Raw genomic sequence first — 22,038 nt, 5'->3', positions numbered from 1 at the left:
CGTCAGGCCTTCTTCTCGCTCGTGAGTTCCGCCTCTGCCTGCGGCCCGACCAGGTCGGCCAGGGCCGTGGCCAGCGCGTCGATGGTGGGGTGGTCCCAGGTCAGCGCGTCGTCGACGGTCACCTCGAACTCGTCCTCGATGTCGGCGGTGACGGCCAGCGCGGTCAGCGAGTCCAGGCCGTAGTCGGCCAGCGGGACGGACGTGTCGATGTCCTGCGGCGAGCGGCGCAGATACGTCGCCACCCGCTCGGTCAGCCAGGTGTGCACGTCACGGGAGCCAGCGGTGGTCATCAGGGAGTTCTCTTTCTGGGTGGGGGCGGGACGAGAGGCGGTGGGAACGGCGGGGAGGGCGGCGGTGAGATCGGCCGGGAGCGGAGCCGTCCCCGCCGCACGGCGAGCGGTCGTACAGCGAGCGATCGCACGGCGAGCGGTCACACGATGAGCGGTCACACGATGAGCGGTCACACGGCGAGCGGGCGGGCGGTCAGGCCGAAGGAGCGGCCGGTGCTGTGGCGGTGCAGGAGTTCGGCGAAGAGGGCGTCCTCGACCGGGCCTGGCGGTGGGCCCGGCCGGTGGGGGCCGGGGGCCGAGCGGTGCAGGGCCGCGCGGGGCCAGGCGGGGTCGGCCAGGAAACTCGCCGGGTCCGCGTGGCGCCACACCTGGACACAGGCGGTCCGGGTCAGCAGGCGTACGTACCGGGTGACGAGGTCGTAGTGGTCGGGGCGGGCGTCGACGCCCAGGTCGAGGGGCGTCAACCGGACGCATTCCTCGGCGAGTTGGGCCAGGTCGGCGAGGTCGGAGCGGACGGCGGCATGCAGGTCGGCCTGGTCCGGCGCCCAGAGTTCGTCGGCCAGGGCGTGGAGCGAGGCGGTGAGGGGGTCGCGGCCTGCGGCGTGCAGGGCCAGCCGGTCGTAGGGCAGCGGCGGCAGGTCTTCGGCGAGGGCGAACAGGTCGGCGGGCGGCTCGGCGACGGACCCGCCCGTGCCGGAGGGGGTCCATGAGCGGCGGGCCAGCAGCGGGAGTTGGGGCAGCAGGCTCATCTGGCAGGCGGCGCGGGCGATATGGCCGAAGCCGACGGGGGCGAGGTCGCGCAGCAGCTTCTGGAACAGCGCGGTCGGCCCCTGCCGCAGATAGAAGTGGGCGCCGAGCAGTTCCGCCAGGCGGTCCATGGCCTCCAGGAGCAGCCGGGCCACCTCGAACTTGACGACGGCGGAGTACACGCTCGCCGAGCCGGGCAGCAGATGCAGCGCGCGGGCCCCGACGGCGGACAGTGTCTCGGCGCGCAGCAGGTCGGCGAAGACACCGGTCAGCGTGGAGCGGACGTGCGGGATGTCGGTGGCCGGGCCGCCGTACAGGTGGCGTTCGCTCAGGTGGGTGACGGCGAGGCGCAGCCCGGTGTCGAGGATGCCGGTCGCCATGGCGGGCAGCACGGTACGGGTGATCTGGAGGGCCTTCAGGGCGTACTCCAGGCCCGCTCCGGTGTGGCCGAGGACGGCGGAGGCGGGCACCGGCAGGTCGTCGAAGCCCAGCCCGCCGAGCTGGACGCCGCGCATGCCGACGGTGGCGAAGCGCGGGAGGTCCGTCAGCCGGGAGGGGTCGGCGGTGGCGCGGTCGACGAGGACCAGGGAGTGGCTGCGCGGGCCGGGCTTCGGGTCGGTGCGGGCGAGGACGACCAGGGCGTCCGCGCGCCGGATGTTGGTGACGACCTCCTTGCGGCCGCTCAGCAGCAGGCCCTCGGGGGTGGCGGTGGCGGTGAAGTCGGTGCCGGCCATGTCGTTGCCGTGGGCGAGTTCGTGGAAGGCGATGGCGATACGGCGGCCGTCCAGGAGCATGCGGGCGGCCCGCCCGGTCTGCCGTTCGTCCCCGGCCGTCCACAGGGTGACCCCCGCGATGAGCGAACTGGCGCCGTAGCCGAGGCCGAGCGCCGGGTCACGGCGGTAGACGCTCCGCATGACCTCGGCGAGGTGATCGGCCCGCTCGAACCGGCCGCCGAGCGCGGGCGGCACGAACTCCGCGTTCAGCCCGTACGAGTCCAGCAGCGACTCCCCGGCGGCGAACGTCTCCGCCCGCTCATCGGCGTCGAGGATCGCGGCGGCACCCGTGGGATTGCCGGCGTCGAGGAGACCCCCGAGCAGATGCTCCAGCGCGTCGGCACGCTTCGGGGCGAGGCCGGGGGTGGCGGGGGGCGCGTCCTGCGGGGCGAGGGCTGAGGTCGCGGGAACCACGTCCTGCGAGGCGACGCCCGGAGCAGCAGCGGTCGTGGCCTGCGAGGCGACGCCCGAGACCGCAGGACTCTCGACCTGCGAGGCAACGCCCGAGACCGCAGCAGTCTCGACCTGCGAGGCAGAACCCCGGACTACAGGACTCTCGACCCGCGAGGCGGGGGTGCCGGTGGGGGATGGGGTGTGGGTCACGCGGTATCTCCCAGCAGGGTGAACTCCGGTGCGGTCCAGTCGAGGAGGGCCTCGGCCATGGCGTCGAGGACCTCGGGGGTGCCCTCGTGCCCGTGCTCCTCGCCCAGCAGGGCCGTCAGGCAGGCGCGTAGCCACAGGGCGTCCGCGCCGAGCCGGCCTTGCCGCAGGGCGGGGTTCTCCAGCCACAGCAGGAGGCAGGCGGCTGCCGCGTAGGCGCGTTCGTAGCGTGCGGCGAGGTCGAACGCGGCGCTCGGCAGTCCGCCCGCCACCGGTACGAACGCCACGGACTCCGCCTCCAGCAGGGCGAGTTCGCCGAGCAGCCGGTCGGTGAGCGCGGCCAGCTCCGGTGGCCCTTCGCGCCGTGCCCGGTCCGCCGCGTCGGGCAGGCTCTGGACGAGGCCGCAGCCGGTGACGGAGAGCAGGGACAGCCGGCGGGCGTCGAAGGGGGGCAGAGGGGCGGTGAGGTCGGCGGTGGCCCGCACGGCGTCGACGTCGACCCGGCGGCGTTTCAACTGCCGTCCCAGTCGCGGGAGTTGGTGGAGCAGAGCGGCACGGTTGACGGCGGTACTGCCGTCGAAGATCGCGCAGATGCGGTGGTCGCGTTCCAGCTTGGCGAAGCCGCCGCCGGGCGGGGAGGTGAGGAAGCCGCGTACGCCGAGGAGTTCGCCGAGCGAGGTGAGCGTGTCCTGCGTCAGGGTCGGCACGAACGCCTTGCTGATCGCCGAGACCACGCTCAGTTCACCGGGAAGGGTGTGGACCGAGCGGGCGGCCAGCAGGGCCACGGCCTCGGCGATCAGCGCGGCGGTCGCGGCCCGGCCCAGGACGCGGCGCACCTGGGGTACGGCGGCCAGGCGGCGGCCGTACAGCTGCCGCTCGGCGGCGAAGTCCCGGGCGAGGCGCAGGGCGTGGTCGGCGGCGCCGAGGGAGAGCGCGCCGCACGCGACGCGGGTGAGCTGGAGCGAGGTGAGCACCACCGGGATGCCGTCGCCCACCGCTCCGACGAGGGCGTCGGCGGGCAGCGGGGCGGCGTCGAGGGCGAAGCCGCTGATGTCCGCGCCACGGATGCCGTGGGTACGGACCTTGGGCAGGTTCCGCCAAGTGCCGCCGGGGAGCCGCCGCTTGTCCACGAGGAAGAGGCTGAAGCCCCGGGGGCCACCCTCCGGGTCGGTCCGCGCGAGCACACAGGCGAACGCGGACCGGGTGGCGTTGTTGATGAGCCACTTCTCCCCGTCCAGCCGCCAGCGATCGCCTCCGGCGCCGGCACGGGCCCCGGCTCCGGACCGGGCCCCGGCTCCCGCCCGGGTTTCGCCTCCGGCCCCGACCAGGGCTTCAGCTCGGCCTCGGGCCCCGGCCAGGGCTCCGGCTCGGTCTCCGGCCCCGACCCCGGCTCCGACCCCGGCTCCGGCCCCGGCTCCGGCCCCGGCCACGGCTCCGGACCGGGCCCCGGCTCCCGCCGGGGCCGCGCCCCCGCCATCGCCATCGCCATCGCCATCGGTTCCGAAGCCCGCTCCCGCTCCCGCTCCCGCTCCGGTTTCGGGGTCGGCCCCGACATCGGCGCGGTCTCCGACTCCGTCGGCCCCGGCCCCGGCACCGTCGTTCTCCACCCCCTCGGCCACCGCCGCCAGTTCGCACGCGAACAGGTCGGCGCCGTGGGCGCGTTCGGTCAGGCCCCAGCAGACCGGGTCGCCCGCGCGTACCCGTTCCGCGAGGTGTGCGGTCTGCTCCGGGCTGCCCGCCAGCCATACGGGGACCGCGCCGAGGAAGGTCTTGCCGTGGGCGATCGCGACGGTCAGATCACGGCGGGCGACCGTCCGCAGCAGCCGTACGGTCTCGCTGATGTCGCTGTCCGGGGTCAGGACGTACCGCCCGGCGAGCCCCGACGCGTCGAGGACGCGGACCGCCCCCTCGGGAAACTCCTCACGCTCGTCGAGCGCGGCGAGCCCGTCCGGCGAGAAGACGTCGTCCTCGTGGGCGGCGAGCAGGGCCTCCAGTTCGGCCGTGGTCAGCCCGCCGGGGTGGAGCGGAGCACGGCCGTCGATGGCGGCGGTCGTCGCGGGCGTCGCGCCCGCGAGAGTCGCCCCGGTCGCCGCACTCGCCCCGGCGGCCCCGGTCGCCCCGGCGGTCCCGGCGGCCCCGGTCGCCCCGGCGGCCCCAGTGGCCCCCGTCGCCGCCCTCGTCGTGGTCCTCACGCGCTCACCCGCCGACGCTCCACGAGGGCCGAGGTGAGCCGGGGGTCCTCGCTCAGGTGCAGGGGCTGGAGTTCGCCGCTCACGTACTGGGCGCGCATCGCCGATCGCTGTACCTTGCCGCTCGTGGTGCGGCGTACGCCGGCGGGGCGGACGAGGGCCACGGCGCCGACCGGGACGCCGAACTCCCTGGCCACGGTCTGCTTCATCGCGACGGCGATCTCGCCGAGCCGTTCGGCACCCCAGTGCGCGCGTATCTCGTGCACGGCGACGACCGAGGGTTCGGCGTCCACGCCGTCCGTGTCGCCGACCATGAACACCGCCCCGTGCAGGCCCTCCAACTCCTCGTGCTGGGAGCGCAGTTCGTCCTCGATGTCCTGGGGGTAGAGGTTGCGTCCGTGCAGGACGAGGACGTCCTTGCGGCGGCCGGTGATGTAGAGGTCGTCGTCGAGTCGTCCGCCGAGGTCGCCGGTGCGCAGGAACGGGCCCCGGCCGTCTGCGGTGTACGCGCGGAAGACGGCGTCCGTGGCGTCCGTGTTGTTCCAGTACCCGGCGGCGACGCACGGGCCGCCGAGCCAGATCTCGCCGATCCGTCCGTCGGGCAGGAGCTGACGGCTCTCCGGGTCGACGATCAGCACCTCCGCACCGGCCGAGGGACCGCATCCGGTCAGCGTGCGGGCGGGGGCCGCGCCCCCGTGGGTCCCCTCGGCGGGCCGCAGCACCCCCTCCTCCAGCGCGGGCGCGTCCGCCTCGGTCAGGACCGGCGGCCGCCCGTACGTCCCCGACACGATCAGCGTCGCCTCCGCCAGCCCGTACACCGGCAGGAACCGCTCCCGCCGGAACCCGGCGGCGGCGAACCGCTCGCAGAAGCGGCGTACCGTGCCGGCGCGGACCGGTTCGGAGCCGTCGCCCGCGCCGCCGAGCCGCGACAGGTCCAGCCCGGCGAGCTGCTCGTCGGTCACCCGGCGTACGCAGAGGTCGTAGGCGAAGTCCGGTGCGGCGGTGCCGTGGACGTCCAGCGCGTCCAGCATCCGCAGCCAGTTGTACGGGCGGCGCAGGAACGACATCGGGTCCATCTGGACGTAGCCGCTGCCGCGCAGCAGGCCGGGCAGCATCATGCCGATGAGGCCCATGTCGTGGTAGAGCGGAATCCAGCTGCCCCACCGCGCCTCGGGTCCGAGGCCGTACGCCCGCTCGACCCACTCCGCGTTGAGCGTCAGGTTGCCGTGGCTGACCATCACACCCTTCGGGGTGCCGGTCGAACCGGAGGTGTACTGGAGCAGGGCCAGCGTGTCCGGGGAGACCTCGGGCTCGGTCCAGGCGCCCGGGTCGCCCGCGCCCTCAGCGGCGTCCGTGGCGTGGACGACGGCGCCGACGACACCCTCCTCGGCCACCCACTTCTCCACGTCCGGCAGGCCCGACCCCTGGGTCAGCACCGCCCGTACGCCCGCGTCCCGGGCGATCGCGGCGAGCCTGCGGCGCTCATGGCGGTAGCGGCCCGGCATCGGGGCGGGGACGGCGATGACGCCGGCGTAGACACACGCGGAGAAAGCGGCGGGGAACTCGATGCCCGGCGGATAGAGAAGAAGGACCCGGTCGCCCGGGGAGAGCCTTTCCTGGAGCCAGGAGGCAATGCGCCGGGAAATGAGATCGAGTTCTTTTCTGGTGCGCACCGCGCAGCGGATCTCATCGAATTCGGAAACGAATGTCACGGCGGGCTCGTGCGGGTCGCGCAGGGCCCTTTCACGAAGCATCGTGAGTAATTCTCGCACGGTGCAAACGTTACGCCGACTGATCCACCGAACTCCCCAATCCCCCCTCAAGTAACGATCAAGAAACACCAAGCGGAACCCAAAAAACCTTGATCATCTCTAGATGGATCAACGGTCGCCGCCGGTAGTACAACAGGGAGCGGCAGACACCAACAGCCAGCTACAGAGACGAGTTGGGCACCCGTGCATCCCCCGACCGCGCCGACCATCCAGGTAAGCGGAATCCACAAGAAATTCCGCCACCATCACGCGTTACGTGGAGTGGAACTGGAAGTGGCCCCTGGAGAGGTCATGGCCCTGCTGGGGCCGAACGGAGCCGGAAAAACCACTCTGGTGAAGATCCTGACGACACTTCTGCAACCGGATTCCGGGTCCGCCCTGGTAAACGGCTGGGATGTGACGAGCGCACCCGGAAAAGTGAGATCATCGATCGGAATGGCGGGCCAGTACGCGACCGTCGACGATGTACTGACCGGCTTCGAGAATCTCTGTCTCGTCGCGCGGCTGCGCGGTATGGGCGGCCGGTCGGCCCGGCGCGTCGCCGGTGATCTGCTGGACCGGTTCCGGCTCACCGAGGCGGCCGGACGCCCGGCGGTCACCTACTCGGGCGGGATGCGCCGTCGGCTGGACCTGGCCGCCGCGCTCGTCGGCTCGCCGCCCCTGGTGATCCTGGACGAGCCCACCACGGGACTCGACCCCGAGGCCAGACTCGACATCTGGGAGGCGGTCGGCGCACTCGTGGCCGACGGCACCACGATCCTGCTCACCACCCAGTACCTGGAGGAGGCGGACCGGCTCGCGGACCGCATCACCGTCATCGACCGGGGCACGGTCGTCGCCGAGGGCACCAGTGACCAGCTCAAGGCCGGGGCCGGACAGCGGCTCGTCGTATGCGTCGCCGACGACGGCCAACTCGCCCCCGCCGTACGCGCCCTCACCCGCGCCACCGGCACGGAACCGGAGGTCAACCGCCGGGCCCGCCGCCTTGAGGCGGCCGTCACCGCCGGGCCCGCCGTCCTCGGCCGCGCCCTCGCCTCGCTGGACGAGGAGGGCGTCGACGTCCTGGAGGTGGGGCTGAGCCGCAGCACCCTGGACGACGTGTTCCTCGCCCTCACCGGCAAGGGCGCCGCGCGGCCCCCGGCGGCGCACGCCCCGCGACTCCAGGAGGCCCGGTGAGCGCGACCAGCCCGGCCCGCCCGGGCGGCCCGGCCGGCCCGGCCGCCCCCACCGGCTTCGCCCCCAGCCCCCTCACCCGTCTCGCCCTCCCCCGCATCGCCCGCGAGAGCGCCGATCTCGCCATGCGGAACCTGTTCCACCTACGGCGGTCACCGGGACTCCTCGTCTCCTGCCTGGTGGAACCCGTCGTCTACGCCCTGCTGATCGGCTACGTCTTCGGCAACAGCCTGGGCGGCGACGCCTACCGCTCGTACATGGTCCCGGGGCTGATCGCCCAGACCGTGGCGTTCACGACGACGTTCACCACGGTCGGGCTGTCCAGGGACCTGGAACAGGGCATGGTCGACCGCTTCCGCACCCTGCCGATCTCCCGGGTCTCCCTGCTGCTCGGCCGGACCACCTCCGATCTCACCACCTGTGTGGCGAGCGTCGCGGTCACCACGGTGTGCGGGCTGCTGATGGGCTGGCACCCGCACACCCACCCCGTCCAGGTGGCCATCGGCTTCGCCCTGGTCCTGCTGTTCGCCTTCGCGATGTCGTGGATCGGCGTGTTCGTCAGCCTCATCTCCCCGAACGTCCAGGTGGCGGCGAGCGTGGGCATCATCTGGCTGTTCCCGGCCACCTTCATCTCCTCCGGGTTCGTCTCGGGCACGAGCCTCCCCGGCCCGCTGTCCACCGTCGCCGCCTGGAACCCGATCACCTCGCTCGCGAACGCCCTGCGCCGGCTCTTCGGCAACACCCCGCCGCCGGGCTTCCGCCTCCAGGACGACTGGCCGGCCCACCATCCCGCGCTCTACACCGTGGCCTTCTCGGCCCTGCTCATCGCCGTCTTCACCACCCTCTCGACATGGCGCTACCGCACCCGTACGAGCCGCTGACCCGGCCCGCGCCCGTACGAGCCACCCACCCCGCCCCCACACGCGCCGCGCCCGGCGAGCGGAACCCCGCCCGCGAAGGACGCACCGCACAGGAGCTGTTCATGCCCGTCCCCTCCCTGCGTCTCGGTCTCCACCTCGGTTACTGGGTCGGCGGCAACGACGCCTCCAGCCTGGCCCTCGCCCCGATCGCCGAAAGGCTCGGCTACTCGGCGGTGTGGGTGTCGGAGGCCTACGGGTCCGACGCCGTCACCCTCCTGACCTGGATCGCCGCCCACACCTCCCGTATCGACGTGGGCACCGCCGTCCTGCAGATCCCCGCCCGCACCCCCGCGACCACGGCCATGACCGCCGCCACCCTGGACACCCTGTCCGGCGGACGGCTACGGCTCGGCCTCGGCGTCTCCGGCCCACAGGTCTCGGAGGGCTGGCACGGCGTCCGGTTCGGCGCACCGCTCGGCCGCACCCGCGAATACGTGCACCTCGTGCGCCGCGCGCTGAGCCGGGAGCCCCTGGAGTACGACGGCACCCACTTCACGCTGCCGCTGCCGGACGGCCCCGGCAAGGCGCTCGCCCTGACCATCCGCCCGCCCCGCGACCGTATCCCCGTCTACCTCGCCGCCCTCGGCCCCCGAAACCTGGAACTCGCCGGGGAGATCGCGGACGGCTGGCTCCCGGTGTTCTTCGCACCCGAGCACGCCGAGAAGCACCTCACCCACCTACGGGCGGGCCTCGCCCGGTCCGGACGCACCCTAGGGCCTGGCTTCGACATCGCCCCGACGGTCCCCCTGGTGCCCGGCCCCGACTGGCGAAGCTGCGCCCGGCGCGTCCGCGGATACGCCGCGCTCTACCTCGGCGGCATGGGCGGCCCCGAGGACAACCACTACACCCAGCTGGCCGAGCGCATGGGGTACGGCCCCCAGGCACGCGAGGTGCAGAAGCGATTCCTCAGCGGCGACTACCCCGGCGCCATGGCCGCCGTACCGCTCGAATTCCTCGACGCGACCGCCCTGTTGGGGCCGAAGGAGCGGATCGCCGAGCGGATGACGGCGTACGCCGAGGCCGGCGTCACCACGCTCAACGTGATGCCCGTGGGCCCCGGCCTGCCCCCCGGCACCGACCGCGCGGCCCGCGCCCTGCGCACGGCGGTCGAGGCGGCACGACTGGCCGGCCTGCTGCCCCCGGCCGCCGACACCGACACCGACACCGACACCCCAGCCGACACCGACACCCACACCCGTCCGAACACCCATGCCTGACCGAACCAAGGAGTTCTCGACCATGACCGCCAGCAACTCGACCGACACCACCAAGCTGGTGTGCCTTCCGTACGCCGGAGCGGGCGCCTCGTTCTACCGCCCCTGGGCGGCCCTGGCCGGGGACGCGCTGGAGGTCGTGGCGCTGCAACTGCCCGGCCGGGAACGGCTGATCGACGAGGAGCCGTACCGGAATGTGCGGACGGCCACCGACGGGCTGCTGGCCCAGCTGAAGGAACGCCTCGGCGACGCTGACGGCGACGACCACCGCGTCGTCCTCTTCGGGCACAGCCTCGGCGCCGTACTCGCCTACGAACTCGCCCACCGGCTGGTCGCCGAGCCCGGCATCGAACTCGTCCACCTCTTCGTCAGCGGCTCCCCGGAACCCTCCAACGGACGCGAACAGCACGCCACCGGCCTCTCCGACGAGGACTTCCTCGCCCGCGTCGGCGAGTTCGCGGGCTACCACCACCCCGCGCTCGACGACCCGGAGATGCGCGCCATGATCCTTCCCACCCTGCGCGCGGACGTCGAGATGCACGAGAACTACACCCCCGGCACCGACCTCCCGCTGGAGGCCCCCCTCACCGTCATCCGTGGCGAGGACGACGACCTGGTCGACTACGACGACGCCGAGGCCTGGAGCAAGGCGGCCGGCCAGGACTTCGAACACGTCGAGATGCCCGGCGGCCACATGTATCTGACGGACGAGGCCCCGTCGCTGGTCCGCCTGATCGTCTCGTCGGTCCTGTGACCCCGGCCCACACCTGAGCCCACCCACCTCCAAGGATCAAGGAGCATCCGATGCGTCTCGACGGCAAGTCGGTCCTCGTCACCGGCGCCGCCCGCGGGCTCGGCCGGGCCGCCGCGGTCGCCTGCGCGGCCGAGGGCGCCGACCTCACCCTGCTGGACATCTGCGCCGATCTGCCCGGCGTGCCCTATCCGCTGGGCACCCCCGGCCAGTTGGAGCACACCGCCGCCCTGTGCCGGGAGGCGGGCGCGGCCGTGCTCACGGCCGAGGCCGACATCCGCGACCTGAGGGCCGTGCGGGAGGCGGTGACCCGTGCCGAGGACCGGTTCGGCCGGATCGACGTGGCCGTCAACAGCGCGGGCGTCGCCGCGCCCTCGGGCAAGCCGGTGCACGAGATCGGCGAGGACGAGTGGTCCCTGATGATCGACGTGGACCTCTCCGGCGCCTGGCGGGTGATCCGCGAGGTCGGCAAGGCGATGAGCGCCCGGCGCGGCGGCAGCATCGTCAACGTCGCCTCCACCGCCGGGCTCGTCGGCTACCGGCACTTCGCCGGGTACGTCGCCGCCAAGCACGCCGTCGTCGGCCTCACCAAGGCCGCCGCGCTTGACTACGCGCCGACGAAGGTACGCGTGAACGCGGTCTGCCCCGGCTCGGTGCGCGACGACGTACGGGCCGAGGGCCGGATGCTCGCCGAGATCGCCAGGGCGCTGGACGTACCGGTGCACGAACACGAGCAGACCTTCGTCGAGGCCCAGCCGATGAACTCCCTGATCGAACCCGAGGACGTCGCCGCCGCGATCGTCTTCCTGGCCTCCGACGAGTCCCGGCAGATCACCGGGTCGGTCCTGACCGTGGACGGCGGCTTCAGCATCCGCTGACGGACAGCCGACTCCCCCGAACACCACGGACAACTCCCCCCGAACACCAAGGAGTACGCCCTTGTCCGCCTCACCGTCCGACCCCCTCCCCATCGGCAACCCCGGCCCCCTCTGCCATGCGCTGCGCGTCCGATGGGAGCGCTCCCCAGGTCCCGCCGAACGGTCGGAGGCGATGACCTGGGCCGAGGACCTCCCCGTACCGGCGGCCGACCCGCGCGCGGAACGCCGCCGCGCCACCGAACTCGCCCGCCCCGCCGACGGCGTGCGCCGGGTCCTCCTCCGCTACGGCGACGGCCGGTCCGACCTGATCGTCGTCGCCCCGCGCGAGCGTTGGGGCCGCGAGGCCCTCGCCCGGCTCGCCGACGGACGGCACGTCCCCCCGAACGACGTCCCCGCGGCCCCCCGTACGTCCACTCCCCCTCCCCCCGCGCCCCCCTGGGGCCTGGGCGGCGGTGACGACGACGGCCCGGCCGCCTCCTCCGTCCTCCTCACCCTGGACGGCGAGGCGGGCGACGAGGCCAGCTGGCTGACGGCACTCGACGTCACCCTGCGCCGGTACGACCCGGAGAACGAGACCGCGCCCGTCATCGGCACGGACCACGGCACCTTCACCGTCGAACCCGCCCGCACACTGGGCGAGTTGAAGCCGTCCCCCGCCACGGGCCCCGCCCTCGCGGGCCTGCTCTTCGAGGGCGCCGAGGACACGGGGTTCCCCGGCGACGGCGAGAGCGGCGGCTTCGCCGGGACCGAGACCGAGTACGTGCCCTGCCTCGCTCCCCCCTTCCCGCTCACCCTCTCGGTCTTCCGGGACTCCGGCGGACTGCGGCTGCGCTGCGACCACCTGGCCGGCCATGTCTCCCCGGAGATCGCCGAGCGCTTCGTACGGCATCTCGCCCACGTCCACGGGCAGGTCCTGCGGTCCCCGGGGACCCCGGTCGACGACGTCGAACTCCTCGACGAGGCCGAACGCGCCCGCACGGCGGCCCTCGGCCGGCCCACCCGCACCCTGGTGACCACCGAGCAGAGCATCCCGGAGGCGGTCGCCCGCGCGGCGGCGGCGACACCCGACGCGATCGCCGTCACCGACGGGGCGGCGGGCCTGACCTACCGCGAACTGGAGGAGCGGGCCGACCTGTTGGCCCACGGCCTGCGGGCCCGTGGGGTCGGCGGCGGCGACCGGGTGGGCGTATGCCTGGAGCGCTCCGCCGAACTCGTCGTCGTCCTGCTCGCCGTACTGAAGGCCGGCGCGACCTACGTCCCCGTGGACCCGGCCTACCCGAAGGACCGCATCGCCCACACGGCGCGGGACGCCGAACTGGGCGTGGTGGTCACCCGGCTGCCGGAGTTCCCGACGGTGCCGGGCTGTGTGGCACTGACCCCGGACGGGCTGTCGGCCGCGGCGGCGTCCGCCCCCGACGACAAGTCGCCCCTCACCTCCCCCTCCCCCGACACCCCCGCCTACGTCATCTACACCTCCGGCTCCACCGGTCGCCCCAAGGGTGTCGTCGTCCCGCACAGCAACGTGATCGCCCTGATAGACGCGACCCGCGACGAGTACGGGTTCGGCGCCACGGACGTATGGACCTGGTTCCACTCCAGCGCCTTCGATCTGTCGGTGTGGGAGATCTGGGGCTGTCTGGCGACGGGCGGGCGGCTGGTCATGGTGCCGTACTTCGTCTCCCGCGAACCCGACTCCTTCCGGGACCTGCTGGTCGCCGAGAAGGTCACCGTGCTCAGCCAGACCCCGTCGGCCTTCGCGCAGCTCCTGGGCGTCGACCACGGCGAAGTCGCCGTCCGGGTCGTCTTCTTCGGCGGGGAGCCGCTGGACGCGCGGATGCTGCTGCCCTGGTTCGACCGGCATCCCGAGTCGTCCTGCCGGATGGTGAACATGTTCGGCATCACGGAGACCACCGTCCATGTCACCGAGCAGACCCTCACCCGGAAACTGGCCCTCGCCGCCACCCGCTCCGTCGGCCCCGCCCTCCCCGGCTGGCACCTCTACGTACGCGACCCGGCCGGCCGTATCGTGCCGCCCGGGGTGGTCGGCGAGATCTACGTCGGCGGGGCGGGCGTCGCGCTCGGCTATCTCAACCGGGAGGAGCTGACCGCCCAGCGGTTCCTGCCGGACCCGTACACCGGCGGCACGATGTACCGCAGCGGCGACCTGGGCCGGCTCCGCCCCGACGGGCGGCTCGAACACCTCGGCCGGATCGACAACCAGGTCAAGATCCGAGGCTTCCGCATCGAACTGGACGAGATCCGCTCCGTCCTCCTGGAGGACCCCGACGTACGGGCGGCGGCCGTCCTGGTCCACCGCGACAACCCGTCCGACGCCGCCAGCGCCCGTATCGACGCGTATGTGGTCCTGACCGGGGGCGACACGCACGCTGTGCGCGAACGGGCGGCGGGCATCCTGCCCGAGTACATGCTCCCCGCCACCGTCACGGCGCTGGACACGCTCCCGCTGACGGCCAACGGCAAGCTGGACGCGGCGAAGCTCCCCGCACCGACCGTCCTGCGCCCGCCGGCGAGGAGCGGCGAACCGGCGGACGACGACGGCACGGGCACCGGAGGCCTCACCACCACCCTGATCACCACTCTCACCGAGATCTGGAGCGAGGTGCTGGGCGTGCCCGTCGGCCCGGACGACGACTTCTTCGAACTCGGCGGCAACTCCCTGTTCGCCGTCCGCATCGGCGCCGCCCTGCGCGCCCGCGGCCTGCCGTCCCCACGGCTGCGCGAGCTGTACCGGCACCCGACGATCCGGGGGACGGTCGCGAGCCTCCGGCCCTCGGACGCCTGACCGGATCGGCCGGCCCCGCCATGCGGGTGGGGGCCGGCCGATCAAGTGGCTGGTCGACTGGGTGATCAGCCGACGCCGACCTCGGTGTAGCGGTCGCTCACGGCCAGTACGTACTCGTAGTTGTTCTTGTCGACGCTGACCGGCTGGAGCAGGTAGGCGGGCACGGCCTTGACGCCGTTCTTGTAGGCCCTTCTGTTGTTGACCTTCGGGGCCTTGCCGTTGAGCAGGTCGTCGACCATGGTGGCGGCCATCTCGGCGAGTTGGCGCAGGTCCTTGAAGATGGTCTGCGACTGCTCGCCCGCGATGATCGACTTCACCGAGGCCAGTTCGGCATCCTGGCCGGTGACGACCGGGAGGGGTTTGGCGGCGGAGCCGTAGCCGTCCGCCTTCAGCGCGTTCAGGACGCCGATGGAGATGCCGTCGTACGGCGACAGCACCGCGTCGACGGTCTTGGTCCCGTCACCGTAGGAGTTGGCGAGGATCTTGTTCATGCGCTTCTGCGCGGTGGGCCCGTCCCAGCGCAGGGTGGTGATCTTTTCGAGGTCGCTCTGGCCGGACGGGACCACCAGCTGCCCCTTGTCCAGATACGGCTGGAGCAGGTGCATCGCGCCGTCGTAGAAGTACTTGGTGTTGTTGTCGTCGGGGGAGCCGGCGAACAGTTCGATGGTGAAGGGGCCCTTGCCCTTCTCCAGGCCGAGCTTGTCGATGATGTGCAGGGCCTGGAGCCGGCCGACCTGCTCGTTGTCGAAGGAGACGTAGTAGTCGACGTCCTTCGTCCCGAGGATGAGCCGGTCGTAGGAGATCACGGGGATGTCCGCGTCGGCGGCCTGCTTGAGGGCCTCGTTCAGCGACTTGTTGTCGATGGCCGCGATGATCAGCGCGTCCACGCCCTGCTCGATCAGTTTCTCGATCTGGGAGACCTGGGTGGCCGGGTCGTCCTCGCCGTAGACCAGCTCGGTCTTGTACCCCTTGGCCTTCAGGTTCTCGACGACGCTCTGGCCGTCGGTCAGCCAGCGCTCGGAGGCCCGGGTCGGCATGGCGATGCCGATGGTCCCGCCCTCGGAGTCACCCTCGCCGCCCTGTCCGCCGCACGCGGACGTGGTGAGGGCGAGGCAGGCCGCTCCGGCGAGGGCGGCGAGGACGGATCTTCGGTTGCGCATGGTGATCGTTCCCTGTTCCTGTCGTCGTTGAGAGGGTGAGGGCATTCCGGGCGTGGGCGGGGAGTTGTGTGGGGGTGGGCCGGGCCGGTCCTGGGACGGCGGGCGGCGGGCGGCGGGTCCGGCGACGCGGGTGGGGGCGGGTTCCGGGTGCCCTGGACGGACCGGAGTCCGGGTGGAGCGGCGAGGGCCCGGAGGCCGGGGCCATGGCTGCGGCTGCGGCTGCGGCTGCGGCTGCGGCTGCGGCTGCGGCTGCGGCTGCGGAGGGTCCGCTCGGCGATCTCGGGAATCCGCGTCCGCGTCCACATCCGGCCGCCGAGGTCTTCGGCGGGCGTGGCGCACCGCAGTCTGCGGTGGTGACCAGCGGGCGGATCGCGTCGAGTTCATCGCGGATCACGCCGCCCCGGCAGATCGCCCGGCAGGTCGCCCGGCAGTTCGCCCGGCTGGTCGCCCGGCAGGTCGCGCGAGATGTCGCCCGGCTGGTCGTCGGCCGTCGCGCCCTCGTTCACCGGTCGGTTCACGCCACGGCGTCCCGGCCGGGCGTGAGCTGACTTCGGTGCTGCGCAGGGCACTCGCCTTTCCCTCGTTCGAGATTTCGCCAAACGGCCGGAATGCTGGCGAGACCTTAAGAGGGGATGTGCGGGGTGTCAACGGAGGGAACACAGACGGTTGCAGAAGGGTGGGGGGCCGGGGGTGGGTCGGGGGCTGGGTCGGAAGCCGAGCCGGAGCCAGGCCGGAGGCGCTTTCTGGCGGTGACCGAGGACGACGTCATGAGGGGGCAGGCACACCACCCGTCACGCGATCACCAGGTCACAAGGTCACACCTTGTCGAGGGCCGCGTCTGTGACCTTGCCGGTGGCCTCGTAGGTGGCCTCGGCAGGTACGGCTCGAACGAACTCCCGTTGTTTGTCTGTCAGTTGTGCTCGCATCACGCAAGAAGATCTACCAAGCCAGGCCCGCCCCGATGGCGTCGCGCTGCGCCGATTGATCACGACCCGATACACGCCCTAGAGCGCCCGGAACCTCGCCTCCATGTCAGCGACACGCTCGGCTCGGCGGCCCATGAGGTAGACCTTGGTGCACGTGCGCCGCACTTCGTGCACCAACGTGAAGCCCTGGGTCTCGTAGTACCTCACCAGTTCGAGGAAGAGACAGCCACGGCGAACCCATGTGCGCCCTTCCCGTGCGGCCCTGTCCACCGCCCACAGCCCCATCACGGTGCCTGGCTTCTTCTCTCGGTGGGCAGGGTCCGTGACGGTGGAGTACAGATAGTGAGCCGACTCGTTCAGCTCGGCTTCCGTCCAGCCCCATGGCGGTGTCTGGTCCTGAACGGTGGTGCATCCGATGATCCGCCCGCCATCCTCTGCGAGAACCCACATGTCGCCATCGGGATTCTCCGCCTGCCGCGCGAGTTCGGCCGCGTTCTCCCGCCAGCTCGGAAGCCCACGTTCCTCCAGCCAGTGGGAGCGGGCGAGAACCAGGCTCTCAACGGCAGGGATGTCATCGACTGTGGCCGGGCGCATGGCGAACACGCTGTCTCCTCATGGGTGAAAAGGGGGCTACAGGAAGGACCGAGCGGCGAAGTGGAGGTCAAGGACTTCGAGCAGTTGCGCGTCTCCGTCCTCGCGGTACGGTCCTTCCGCGAGTCGGCGGACAGCGATCCGAAGGCCGTCGGGGTTCACCAGCTTCTCGTCGAAGAGCGGCGAACCTTCGTGGAACATCTTGGCGAACAGGGGCCGCGCGATCGTGGTGAGCGTGTACTGAACAACCTCCGCGAACGACTCCCGCTGCCGGGATTCGGTGACGTCCGCGCTCAGCCCGAGGGAGGCCAGCCGTCGCCGTTGAAGCTGCTTCAGCTCACGCCAGTGCATGGGCAGCCATTCGCCGAGTTGGACCATGCCCGGGTTGGCGAACGGGTGCACAGGCCAGATGCCGGCCCTCAGGAGTACCGGTGCCGTGGTCTCCAGCGAAAGCAAGGTCATCGAGTTGACGGCAGCGGGCGGGGCGACGCCCTCGTCGGCGAACTCCAGCGCGGCGCGTGCTCGGTCACCGATCCAGGGCAGGCCGTCGCTGATCTCACCCATGGACTTGTGTGGATACTCGGCCTGCGACAGGGCCACCATCTCGTCTCCGCCGAGCCCGGTCACGACCACACGTGCACCATGGCTGGCCAGCTCCTCGGTCAGCTTGGTGAACGGCAGGTGCAGAGGCTCCTCGTACGGGCTGATCATCTCGCCCCTGACCCGAGCGCACTCCGGCGACAACGGCGCGTACTCCACAGCGTCGATCAGGTGATCCGGCGCCGCGAACGGCAGCGCCTTGATGATCTCCGAGCGTCGGCGGGCCTGGTGGGCGCGTCCGGGGCCGGCGATCAGCAGAGCTGCGGTCGGGAAGCGGTACGGGTACCGCTCGGCGAGGCGGGTTCCCACGGTGCCGGAGTCGAACCCACCCGTGAGGTGCAACACCGTCTCCACGCGGTCGATCGGCCGCAGGTCAAGGGCATCGTCCATCGCCTCCACGAACGCCCCGAGAACGTTGGCATCAGGAGCCAGTTCACGCGGTCCACTGTGCAATACCGGCTCGGGGTAGTGCAGGTGGAGGTGACCGCCGTAGATCGCGGTCGCGCGCTCGGTCACGCGGTGGATGCCCCGGAAAACCGTCTCGGTGCTGTATCGGGGCCGGTAGATCAGCAGCCGCGCGACTTCACGAGGGCTGAGGCCACAGGCGTATTCAGCGAGGTCAGCCATGTCCCACGACCCGTGCAGGGTTGTGCGGTCGTGTGCGACGTAGAGCGGCGCGACACCTCCGGGACCCGCAGTGACACGGCACGGATCGCCCGGAGCCGTTTCCACGAGTACGTAGTCCGTGGGCCACTGCTCCACCAGAGTGCGAGTTCTGTCGAACTCAGCCGAGGTAACATCGCGGGGCGTCGGATCGCGCGTCTCCCGGCCGGCCACGCGCTCACGTACGACGAGAAGTGTGCGGACACCATCCGTGACGGCGAGGTGTTCCACCAAGGGGTGCTCATACGGGGCGATCTCACTCGTCCCGTCGGCAGTGACGTACCTGCGTCCGTTCCACGTCCATACCGTGCTGGCATATGGAGTGAGGCGTAGCTGGATCACGCGTGATCACCTTTCGGGTGGGCCCGAGGGGCGCGGCGATCGAGTCCCTCGGGCGTTGAGTCCGAACGACTCAGGTAGCGGTGGTGTCGTACGTCTTGGCACCGTCCGACGAACCCGAGACCTTCTTGTACTCGTGTGTCTCGGCCGGTGACTGAATCCGCCGCTGCGCCTTGGTCGTGAACAACGTCTCGAAGCGGCGAACACGCTTCGGCGGGGGCGTGAACTCCTCCACCTCTGTTCCTCCTTCAACTCCACTGATGCCGAGACCTTCCCGGCACGTCGTGCACGTGAGCTACCGGCAGGCGGGCCCGCAGACCCAGAGCCGGAACAGCAAGCCCCGATGACGCACATCGCCCAACACCTCGCCGTTCGCCCCGAGGTGCCGGGCGCAGCGTGCGCACTCAATGGCCATCTGCTGGCGGGGACGGAGGCGGGCGATGTCCGGGAGGGGCGGCGTCACCGTGGCCGGGATGCTCACTCGCCGCCCCTTACGACGAGTTCGGCCCAGACTTCCTTGCCCCAGGGGCGTCTGCCGGGGCCGCGCAGGTCGTAGCCCCAGCGGTCGGCAACCGCGTCGATGAGCAGCAGACCACGGCCCGACTCGTCCTCCGCACCGGCCGGTCTGAGCACCGGCAGACGCGACGGCGCACGGTCCACGACCCCGAGCCGTACGAGCGTGGCGCTCGGCCGGCCGACGATCAGCCGGATCGGACGGCAGTGGGTGTGCCTGACAGCGTTCGCGATCAGCTCGGTAGCGATCAGCTCGGCGGGGTCGGCAAGCGCGTCGAGACGCCATATCGCGAGGACGTCCCGGACGAGCTTGCGGCCGACCTCGGCGGTGGCCAGCTCACACGGCAGAGTCTGGCTGTAGGCGGGGTGGCCGACTGAGGCGGCCTTCACTGGCGTCTTGAGACTCGTCATGGGGTGGAGCCTTCGTGTTGTCTCCGGTGCCCGATCCGCCCTCGCGGGGGTCCGCAGGACGGGCAGGGCCGTCAACAGCCGCCCGTGCAGCGGAGCGCGATGGGCGACCAGTGACCAGACAACTCCCTTTCCAGGCAAGGCGATTAGGGTGATGGGGCAGCCACTCGACACAATGACCTAGGTCGATTTGACTGTCCCTTTACCTGGCGAGTTCGGTGACGTAAGAGCTACCGTGCGTGAATGACCAGCACACGCAACGCCGTTCTTGTGGCCTGGATGGCCGAACACGGCTACAGCTCCAACAGCCTTGCCGACGCTGTGAACAGTGCTGTGGAACGACTGACCGGCCGACCCGGTGGCCTCGACGGCTCATCGGTGCGGGACTGGAAGGCGGGCCGGGTCAAGTGGCCCAAATCGGCTACTCGCAAGGCACTTGAGGATGTGACAGGTCTGCCCGCCGTCGCTTTAGGGTTCGTGCCGCGGGGCCGGAGTTCGTCCACCCCGGCCCCACCACGGCAGGAGGACCTCGAAATGAAGCGCCGTACCCTCGTCGGCGGCATAGCGGCGGCTGCCGTCGTGGCCGCAGCCGCCCCCGGCACCGCATCATCGCGCCGGATTGGCATGAGCGACGTCGACCGTCTCCAGCAACGTTTCGCCGAGATCATCGCCAGCGACCAACGACACGGCGGACGACTCGGACTTGAGCACCTGGCCGCCGCCCTCGCTGACGAGGCGCTGAACCTTCAGAACGCGGGCAGCGCCACCCAGCGCGTACGCAGCAGCCTCTACGCGTCTGCGGCGGCGTTCCGCTCCTCGGCGATGTGGGCCGCTATCGACGGCCGCCGCTACGACAACGCCAAGACGCACATGCGAGAGGCCCAAGCCCTCGCCGAGATGTCCGGTGACCAGGCGATCAAGTTCCGCATCTGGAGCCATGCCGGGACCATGTACCGGCACTTGGGCCTCCCCGCCGACGCCCTCGCCGCAAACGACGTGGCCCGCAACCTCCATCTCACACGCCGAGACCCCCTGTTCGCCTGCCTGGGACATGCTCGTCAGGCCGCCACGCTGGGCCTCATCGGCGACGCCACCGGTGTACAGCACGCCCTCGGTCACGCTCAGGACGCACTCCAACGCTCCGACCCAGATCTCCCGCGACCGGTGTGGATGACCGGAGTCCGCGACGGATCAGAGCTGGAGACGCTCGCCCTCGCCGCGCACCTCCGCCTCGGAAACTTCGCCCAAGCCGAAGCTCACGCCCATCGAAGTCTGACAATGCTCCGCCCTCAGATGCGGCGCGACCACGCCATCAACACCGTCCGCCTCGCCGCCGCCCAACTCGGACAAGGCGATCTCGAACCCGCCCTCGCCACCGCTATGAAGGTCCCCGCCGACATCGCCGCCCAACACGCCCGGGTGACACGCATGCTGCAAGGGTTCAGTGCCGCATTGCACGCCACAGCACCAGACAGTGCCACCGCGCGGACCTGGACCGAGCATGTCGCCACCCGGAGAACCACCACATGACCATGGCACCCGCCACCAACCGCGCACATGCACCGCCCACGACTCCATCCGGGGCACCCCTCAACCCTCAACGCATACGCCGACGACGCGCCCCGCTCCTCCACCTGCCCAACTACGCGGTCACCGCGTTCGGCGAACGCCTGGACCGCCACGGCACCGAGCCAGGATTCACGGCCGTCCTCGCATACGCAGACGGCCATCCGGTCGGCTACGCCTACGGCAACACCATCGAGCACGGCGACCGCTATTGGCAGCGCACCAGCCCGACGCCGCCGAACAAGTACACCGAGCATCCGGCCGTGGCCCTGAAGGAGATCGGCGTTCGACCGGCCTGGCGAAAGACCGGCACCGCCCGTCGCATCCACGACACCCTCCTCGCCAACCGCGACGAGCCGTACGTCACGCTCATGGTCAACCCGGCCGCCGGGGACGGAAAGGTCCACGCGCTCTACCGGTCGTGGGGGTACGAGGACATCGGCGAGAGCCGGCCGTCACTGGCCTCGCCTGTGCTCACCGTGATGATCCGTGGCACCCGCTGACCGGCTCCGCCCATGAGCGGTTACCGGCCCTGTGCTCACCCGGCTCCAAAACGGTGTGCGAGCCGGCCGGCGGGGTCTCTACCCTCCTCGCATGGAGCTTCGTGAAGAACTTCCGGGGGACGGGCCGGCCGTGCGGGATGTTCACTCGCAGGCGTTCGGTGATCACGGGCTTGTCGTGGCCGACCTGGTCGACAGTCTGAGGGACACCATCACGGCCGGGGACGGACTTTCTCTGGTCGCCGAGCACGACGGGCATGTCGTCGGCCACGTCATGTTCACCCGGGGTCTGCTCGATGCCCCTCGGCGGCTGGTGGAAGTGCACGTCCTCAGTCCCCTGGCCGTGCTGCCCCAGCTCCACAAGCGCGGTATCGGCGCCGCCCTGGTCCGACACGGACTGGGCGTTCTCGCCGAGCGGGCCGTTCCCCTCGTCTTCCTGGAGGGCGATCCGGGCTATTACTCGCGTTTCGGGTTCGCGCCCGGTGGCGGCCTGGGCTTTCGAAAGCCCTCCCTGCGTATCCCGGACGACGCCTTCCAGGTCGTCAGGTTCCCGTCGTACGAGCCCTGGATGACGGGGACGCTGGTCTACGCGGAGCCGTTCTGGCGGCATGACGCGGTCGGCCTCCGCGACCCCGACGCATGACGGATAGTGAACTGCGGGT

At 71.4% G+C, this 22,038-nt stretch carries 20 protein-coding genes; 10 read left to right on the top strand and 10 right to left on the bottom strand.

The annotated features are described in order from the left end of the window. Positions 1-2: 2 nt before the first annotated feature. The 4 genes from ACWD4G_RS20275 to ACWD4G_RS20260 form a co-directional block, all read right to left on the bottom strand. The gene (locus ACWD4G_RS20275; RefSeq protein WP_451295223.1) at positions 3-290 is read right to left on the bottom strand and encodes an acyl carrier protein; all 288 of its coding nucleotides are present in this window, start codon (positions 288-290) and stop codon (positions 3-5) included. 170 nt (positions 291-460) lie between these two features. Next, positions 461-2,413, bottom strand: coding sequence for an acyl-CoA dehydrogenase family protein (locus tag ACWD4G_RS20270; protein ID WP_451295221.1), 1,953 nt, complete (start codon positions 2,411-2,413; stop codon positions 461-463). Continuing rightward, the gene (locus ACWD4G_RS20265; RefSeq protein WP_451295219.1) at positions 2,410-4,602 is read right to left on the bottom strand and encodes an acyl-CoA dehydrogenase; all 2,193 of its coding nucleotides are present in this window, start codon (positions 4,600-4,602) and stop codon (positions 2,410-2,412) included. The genes ACWD4G_RS20270 and ACWD4G_RS20265 overlap by 4 nt, the downstream gene beginning before the upstream one ends. Further along, positions 4,599-6,353, bottom strand: a complete 1,755-nt coding sequence (locus ACWD4G_RS20260) for a fatty acyl-AMP ligase (protein ID WP_451295217.1) — start codon at positions 6,351-6,353, stop codon at positions 4,599-4,601. The genes ACWD4G_RS20265 and ACWD4G_RS20260 overlap by 4 nt, the downstream gene beginning before the upstream one ends. A 201-nt stretch (positions 6,354-6,554) precedes the next feature. Here ACWD4G_RS20260 and ACWD4G_RS20255 point away from each other — a divergent pair, with 201 nt between their 5' ends. The 6 genes from ACWD4G_RS20255 (at position 6,555) to ACWD4G_RS20230 (ending at position 14,110) form a co-directional block, all read left to right on the top strand. Beyond that, entirely contained in the window at positions 6,555-7,547 is a 993-nt protein-coding gene (locus ACWD4G_RS20255; RefSeq protein ID WP_451295215.1) for an ATP-binding cassette domain-containing protein, read from the top strand. After that, positions 7,544-8,425, top strand: coding sequence for an ABC transporter permease (locus tag ACWD4G_RS20250; protein WP_451295213.1), 882 nt, complete (start codon positions 7,544-7,546; stop codon positions 8,423-8,425). Before ACWD4G_RS20255 ends, ACWD4G_RS20250 begins: the two co-directional genes overlap by 4 nt. 116 nt (positions 8,426-8,541) lie before the next feature. After that, on the top strand, positions 8,542-9,681 hold the full coding sequence (locus tag ACWD4G_RS20245) for an LLM class F420-dependent oxidoreductase (protein WP_451295382.1): 1,140 nt from the start codon (positions 8,542-8,544) through the stop codon (positions 9,679-9,681). Positions 9,682-9,703: 22 nt separating this feature from the next. Further along, the gene (locus ACWD4G_RS20240) at positions 9,704-10,432 is read left to right on the top strand and encodes a thioesterase II family protein (protein WP_451295212.1); all 729 of its coding nucleotides are present in this window, start codon (positions 9,704-9,706) and stop codon (positions 10,430-10,432) included. A gap of 50 nt (positions 10,433-10,482) precedes the next feature. Beyond that, entirely contained in the window at positions 10,483-11,307 is an 825-nt protein-coding gene (locus ACWD4G_RS20235; protein WP_451295210.1) for an SDR family oxidoreductase, read from the top strand. Positions 11,308-11,479: 172 nt separating this feature from the next. Then, on the top strand, positions 11,480-14,110 hold the full coding sequence (locus tag ACWD4G_RS20230; protein WP_451295380.1) for a non-ribosomal peptide synthetase: 2,631 nt from the start codon (positions 11,480-11,482) through the stop codon (positions 14,108-14,110). 65 nt (positions 14,111-14,175) lie between these two features. Here the strand turns inward: ACWD4G_RS20230 and chvE are convergent, their stop codons facing one another. Then, the gene (gene chvE, locus ACWD4G_RS20225) at positions 14,176-15,270 is read right to left on the bottom strand and encodes a multiple monosaccharide ABC transporter substrate-binding protein (protein ID WP_451295208.1); all 1,095 of its coding nucleotides are present in this window, start codon (positions 15,268-15,270) and stop codon (positions 14,176-14,178) included. A 147-nt stretch (positions 15,271-15,417) separates the two neighbouring features. Here chvE and ACWD4G_RS20220 point away from each other — a divergent pair, with 147 nt between their 5' ends. Then, the gene (locus tag ACWD4G_RS20220) at positions 15,418-15,627 is read left to right on the top strand and encodes a hypothetical protein (protein WP_451295206.1); all 210 of its coding nucleotides are present in this window, start codon (positions 15,418-15,420) and stop codon (positions 15,625-15,627) included. A gap of 23 nt (positions 15,628-15,650) precedes the next feature. Here ACWD4G_RS20220 and ACWD4G_RS20215 read toward each other — a convergent pair whose 3' ends face one another. The 5 genes from ACWD4G_RS20215 to ACWD4G_RS20195 form a co-directional block, all read right to left on the bottom strand. After that, positions 15,651-15,788 (bottom strand): hypothetical protein, encoded by a 138-nt coding sequence (locus ACWD4G_RS20215; protein WP_451295204.1) that lies wholly within the window; start codon positions 15,786-15,788, stop codon positions 15,651-15,653. Between the two features lie 486 nt (positions 15,789-16,274). After that, entirely contained in the window at positions 16,275-16,790 is a 516-nt protein-coding gene (locus tag ACWD4G_RS20210; protein WP_451295378.1) for a GNAT family N-acetyltransferase, read from the bottom strand. Positions 16,791-16,826: 36 nt separating this feature from the next. Next, the gene (locus ACWD4G_RS20205; RefSeq protein WP_451295202.1) at positions 16,827-18,014 is read right to left on the bottom strand and encodes an asparagine synthase-related protein; all 1,188 of its coding nucleotides are present in this window, start codon (positions 18,012-18,014) and stop codon (positions 16,827-16,829) included. 448 nt (positions 18,015-18,462) lie between these two features. Continuing rightward, a complete protein-coding gene (locus tag ACWD4G_RS20200) occupies positions 18,463-18,624 on the bottom strand; it encodes a hypothetical protein (RefSeq protein ID WP_451295200.1) in 162 nt (53 codons plus the stop codon). A 242-nt stretch (positions 18,625-18,866) separates the two neighbouring features. Beyond that, entirely contained in the window at positions 18,867-19,313 is a 447-nt protein-coding gene (locus ACWD4G_RS20195; RefSeq protein ID WP_451295198.1) for an ATP-binding protein, read from the bottom strand. A gap of 240 nt (positions 19,314-19,553) precedes the next feature. Between ACWD4G_RS20195 and ACWD4G_RS20190 the strand changes: the two genes are divergently transcribed. The 3 genes from ACWD4G_RS20190 to ACWD4G_RS20180 all read left to right on the top strand — a co-directional run bounded on the left by ACWD4G_RS20190 (position 19,554) and on the right by ACWD4G_RS20180 (position 22,019). Beyond that, entirely contained in the window at positions 19,554-20,840 is a 1,287-nt protein-coding gene (locus ACWD4G_RS20190; RefSeq protein ID WP_451295196.1) for an XRE family transcriptional regulator, read from the top strand. Further along, on the top strand, positions 20,837-21,379 hold the full coding sequence (locus ACWD4G_RS20185) for an N-acetyltransferase family protein (RefSeq protein ID WP_451295194.1): 543 nt from the start codon (positions 20,837-20,839) through the stop codon (positions 21,377-21,379). Before ACWD4G_RS20190 ends, ACWD4G_RS20185 begins: the two co-directional genes overlap by 4 nt. Positions 21,380-21,470: 91 nt before the next feature. After that, complete coding sequence (locus ACWD4G_RS20180; RefSeq protein ID WP_451295192.1) at positions 21,471-22,019, top strand: GNAT family N-acetyltransferase; 549 nt, start codon at positions 21,471-21,473, stop codon at positions 22,017-22,019. Positions 22,020-22,038 lie beyond the last annotated feature (19 nt).

The sequence above is a fragment of the Streptomyces sp. NPDC002643 genome (assembly GCF_053592555.1).
Note: the sequence above shows the minus strand (reverse complement) of the source record. Positions and strands in the feature narration are given on the sequence as shown.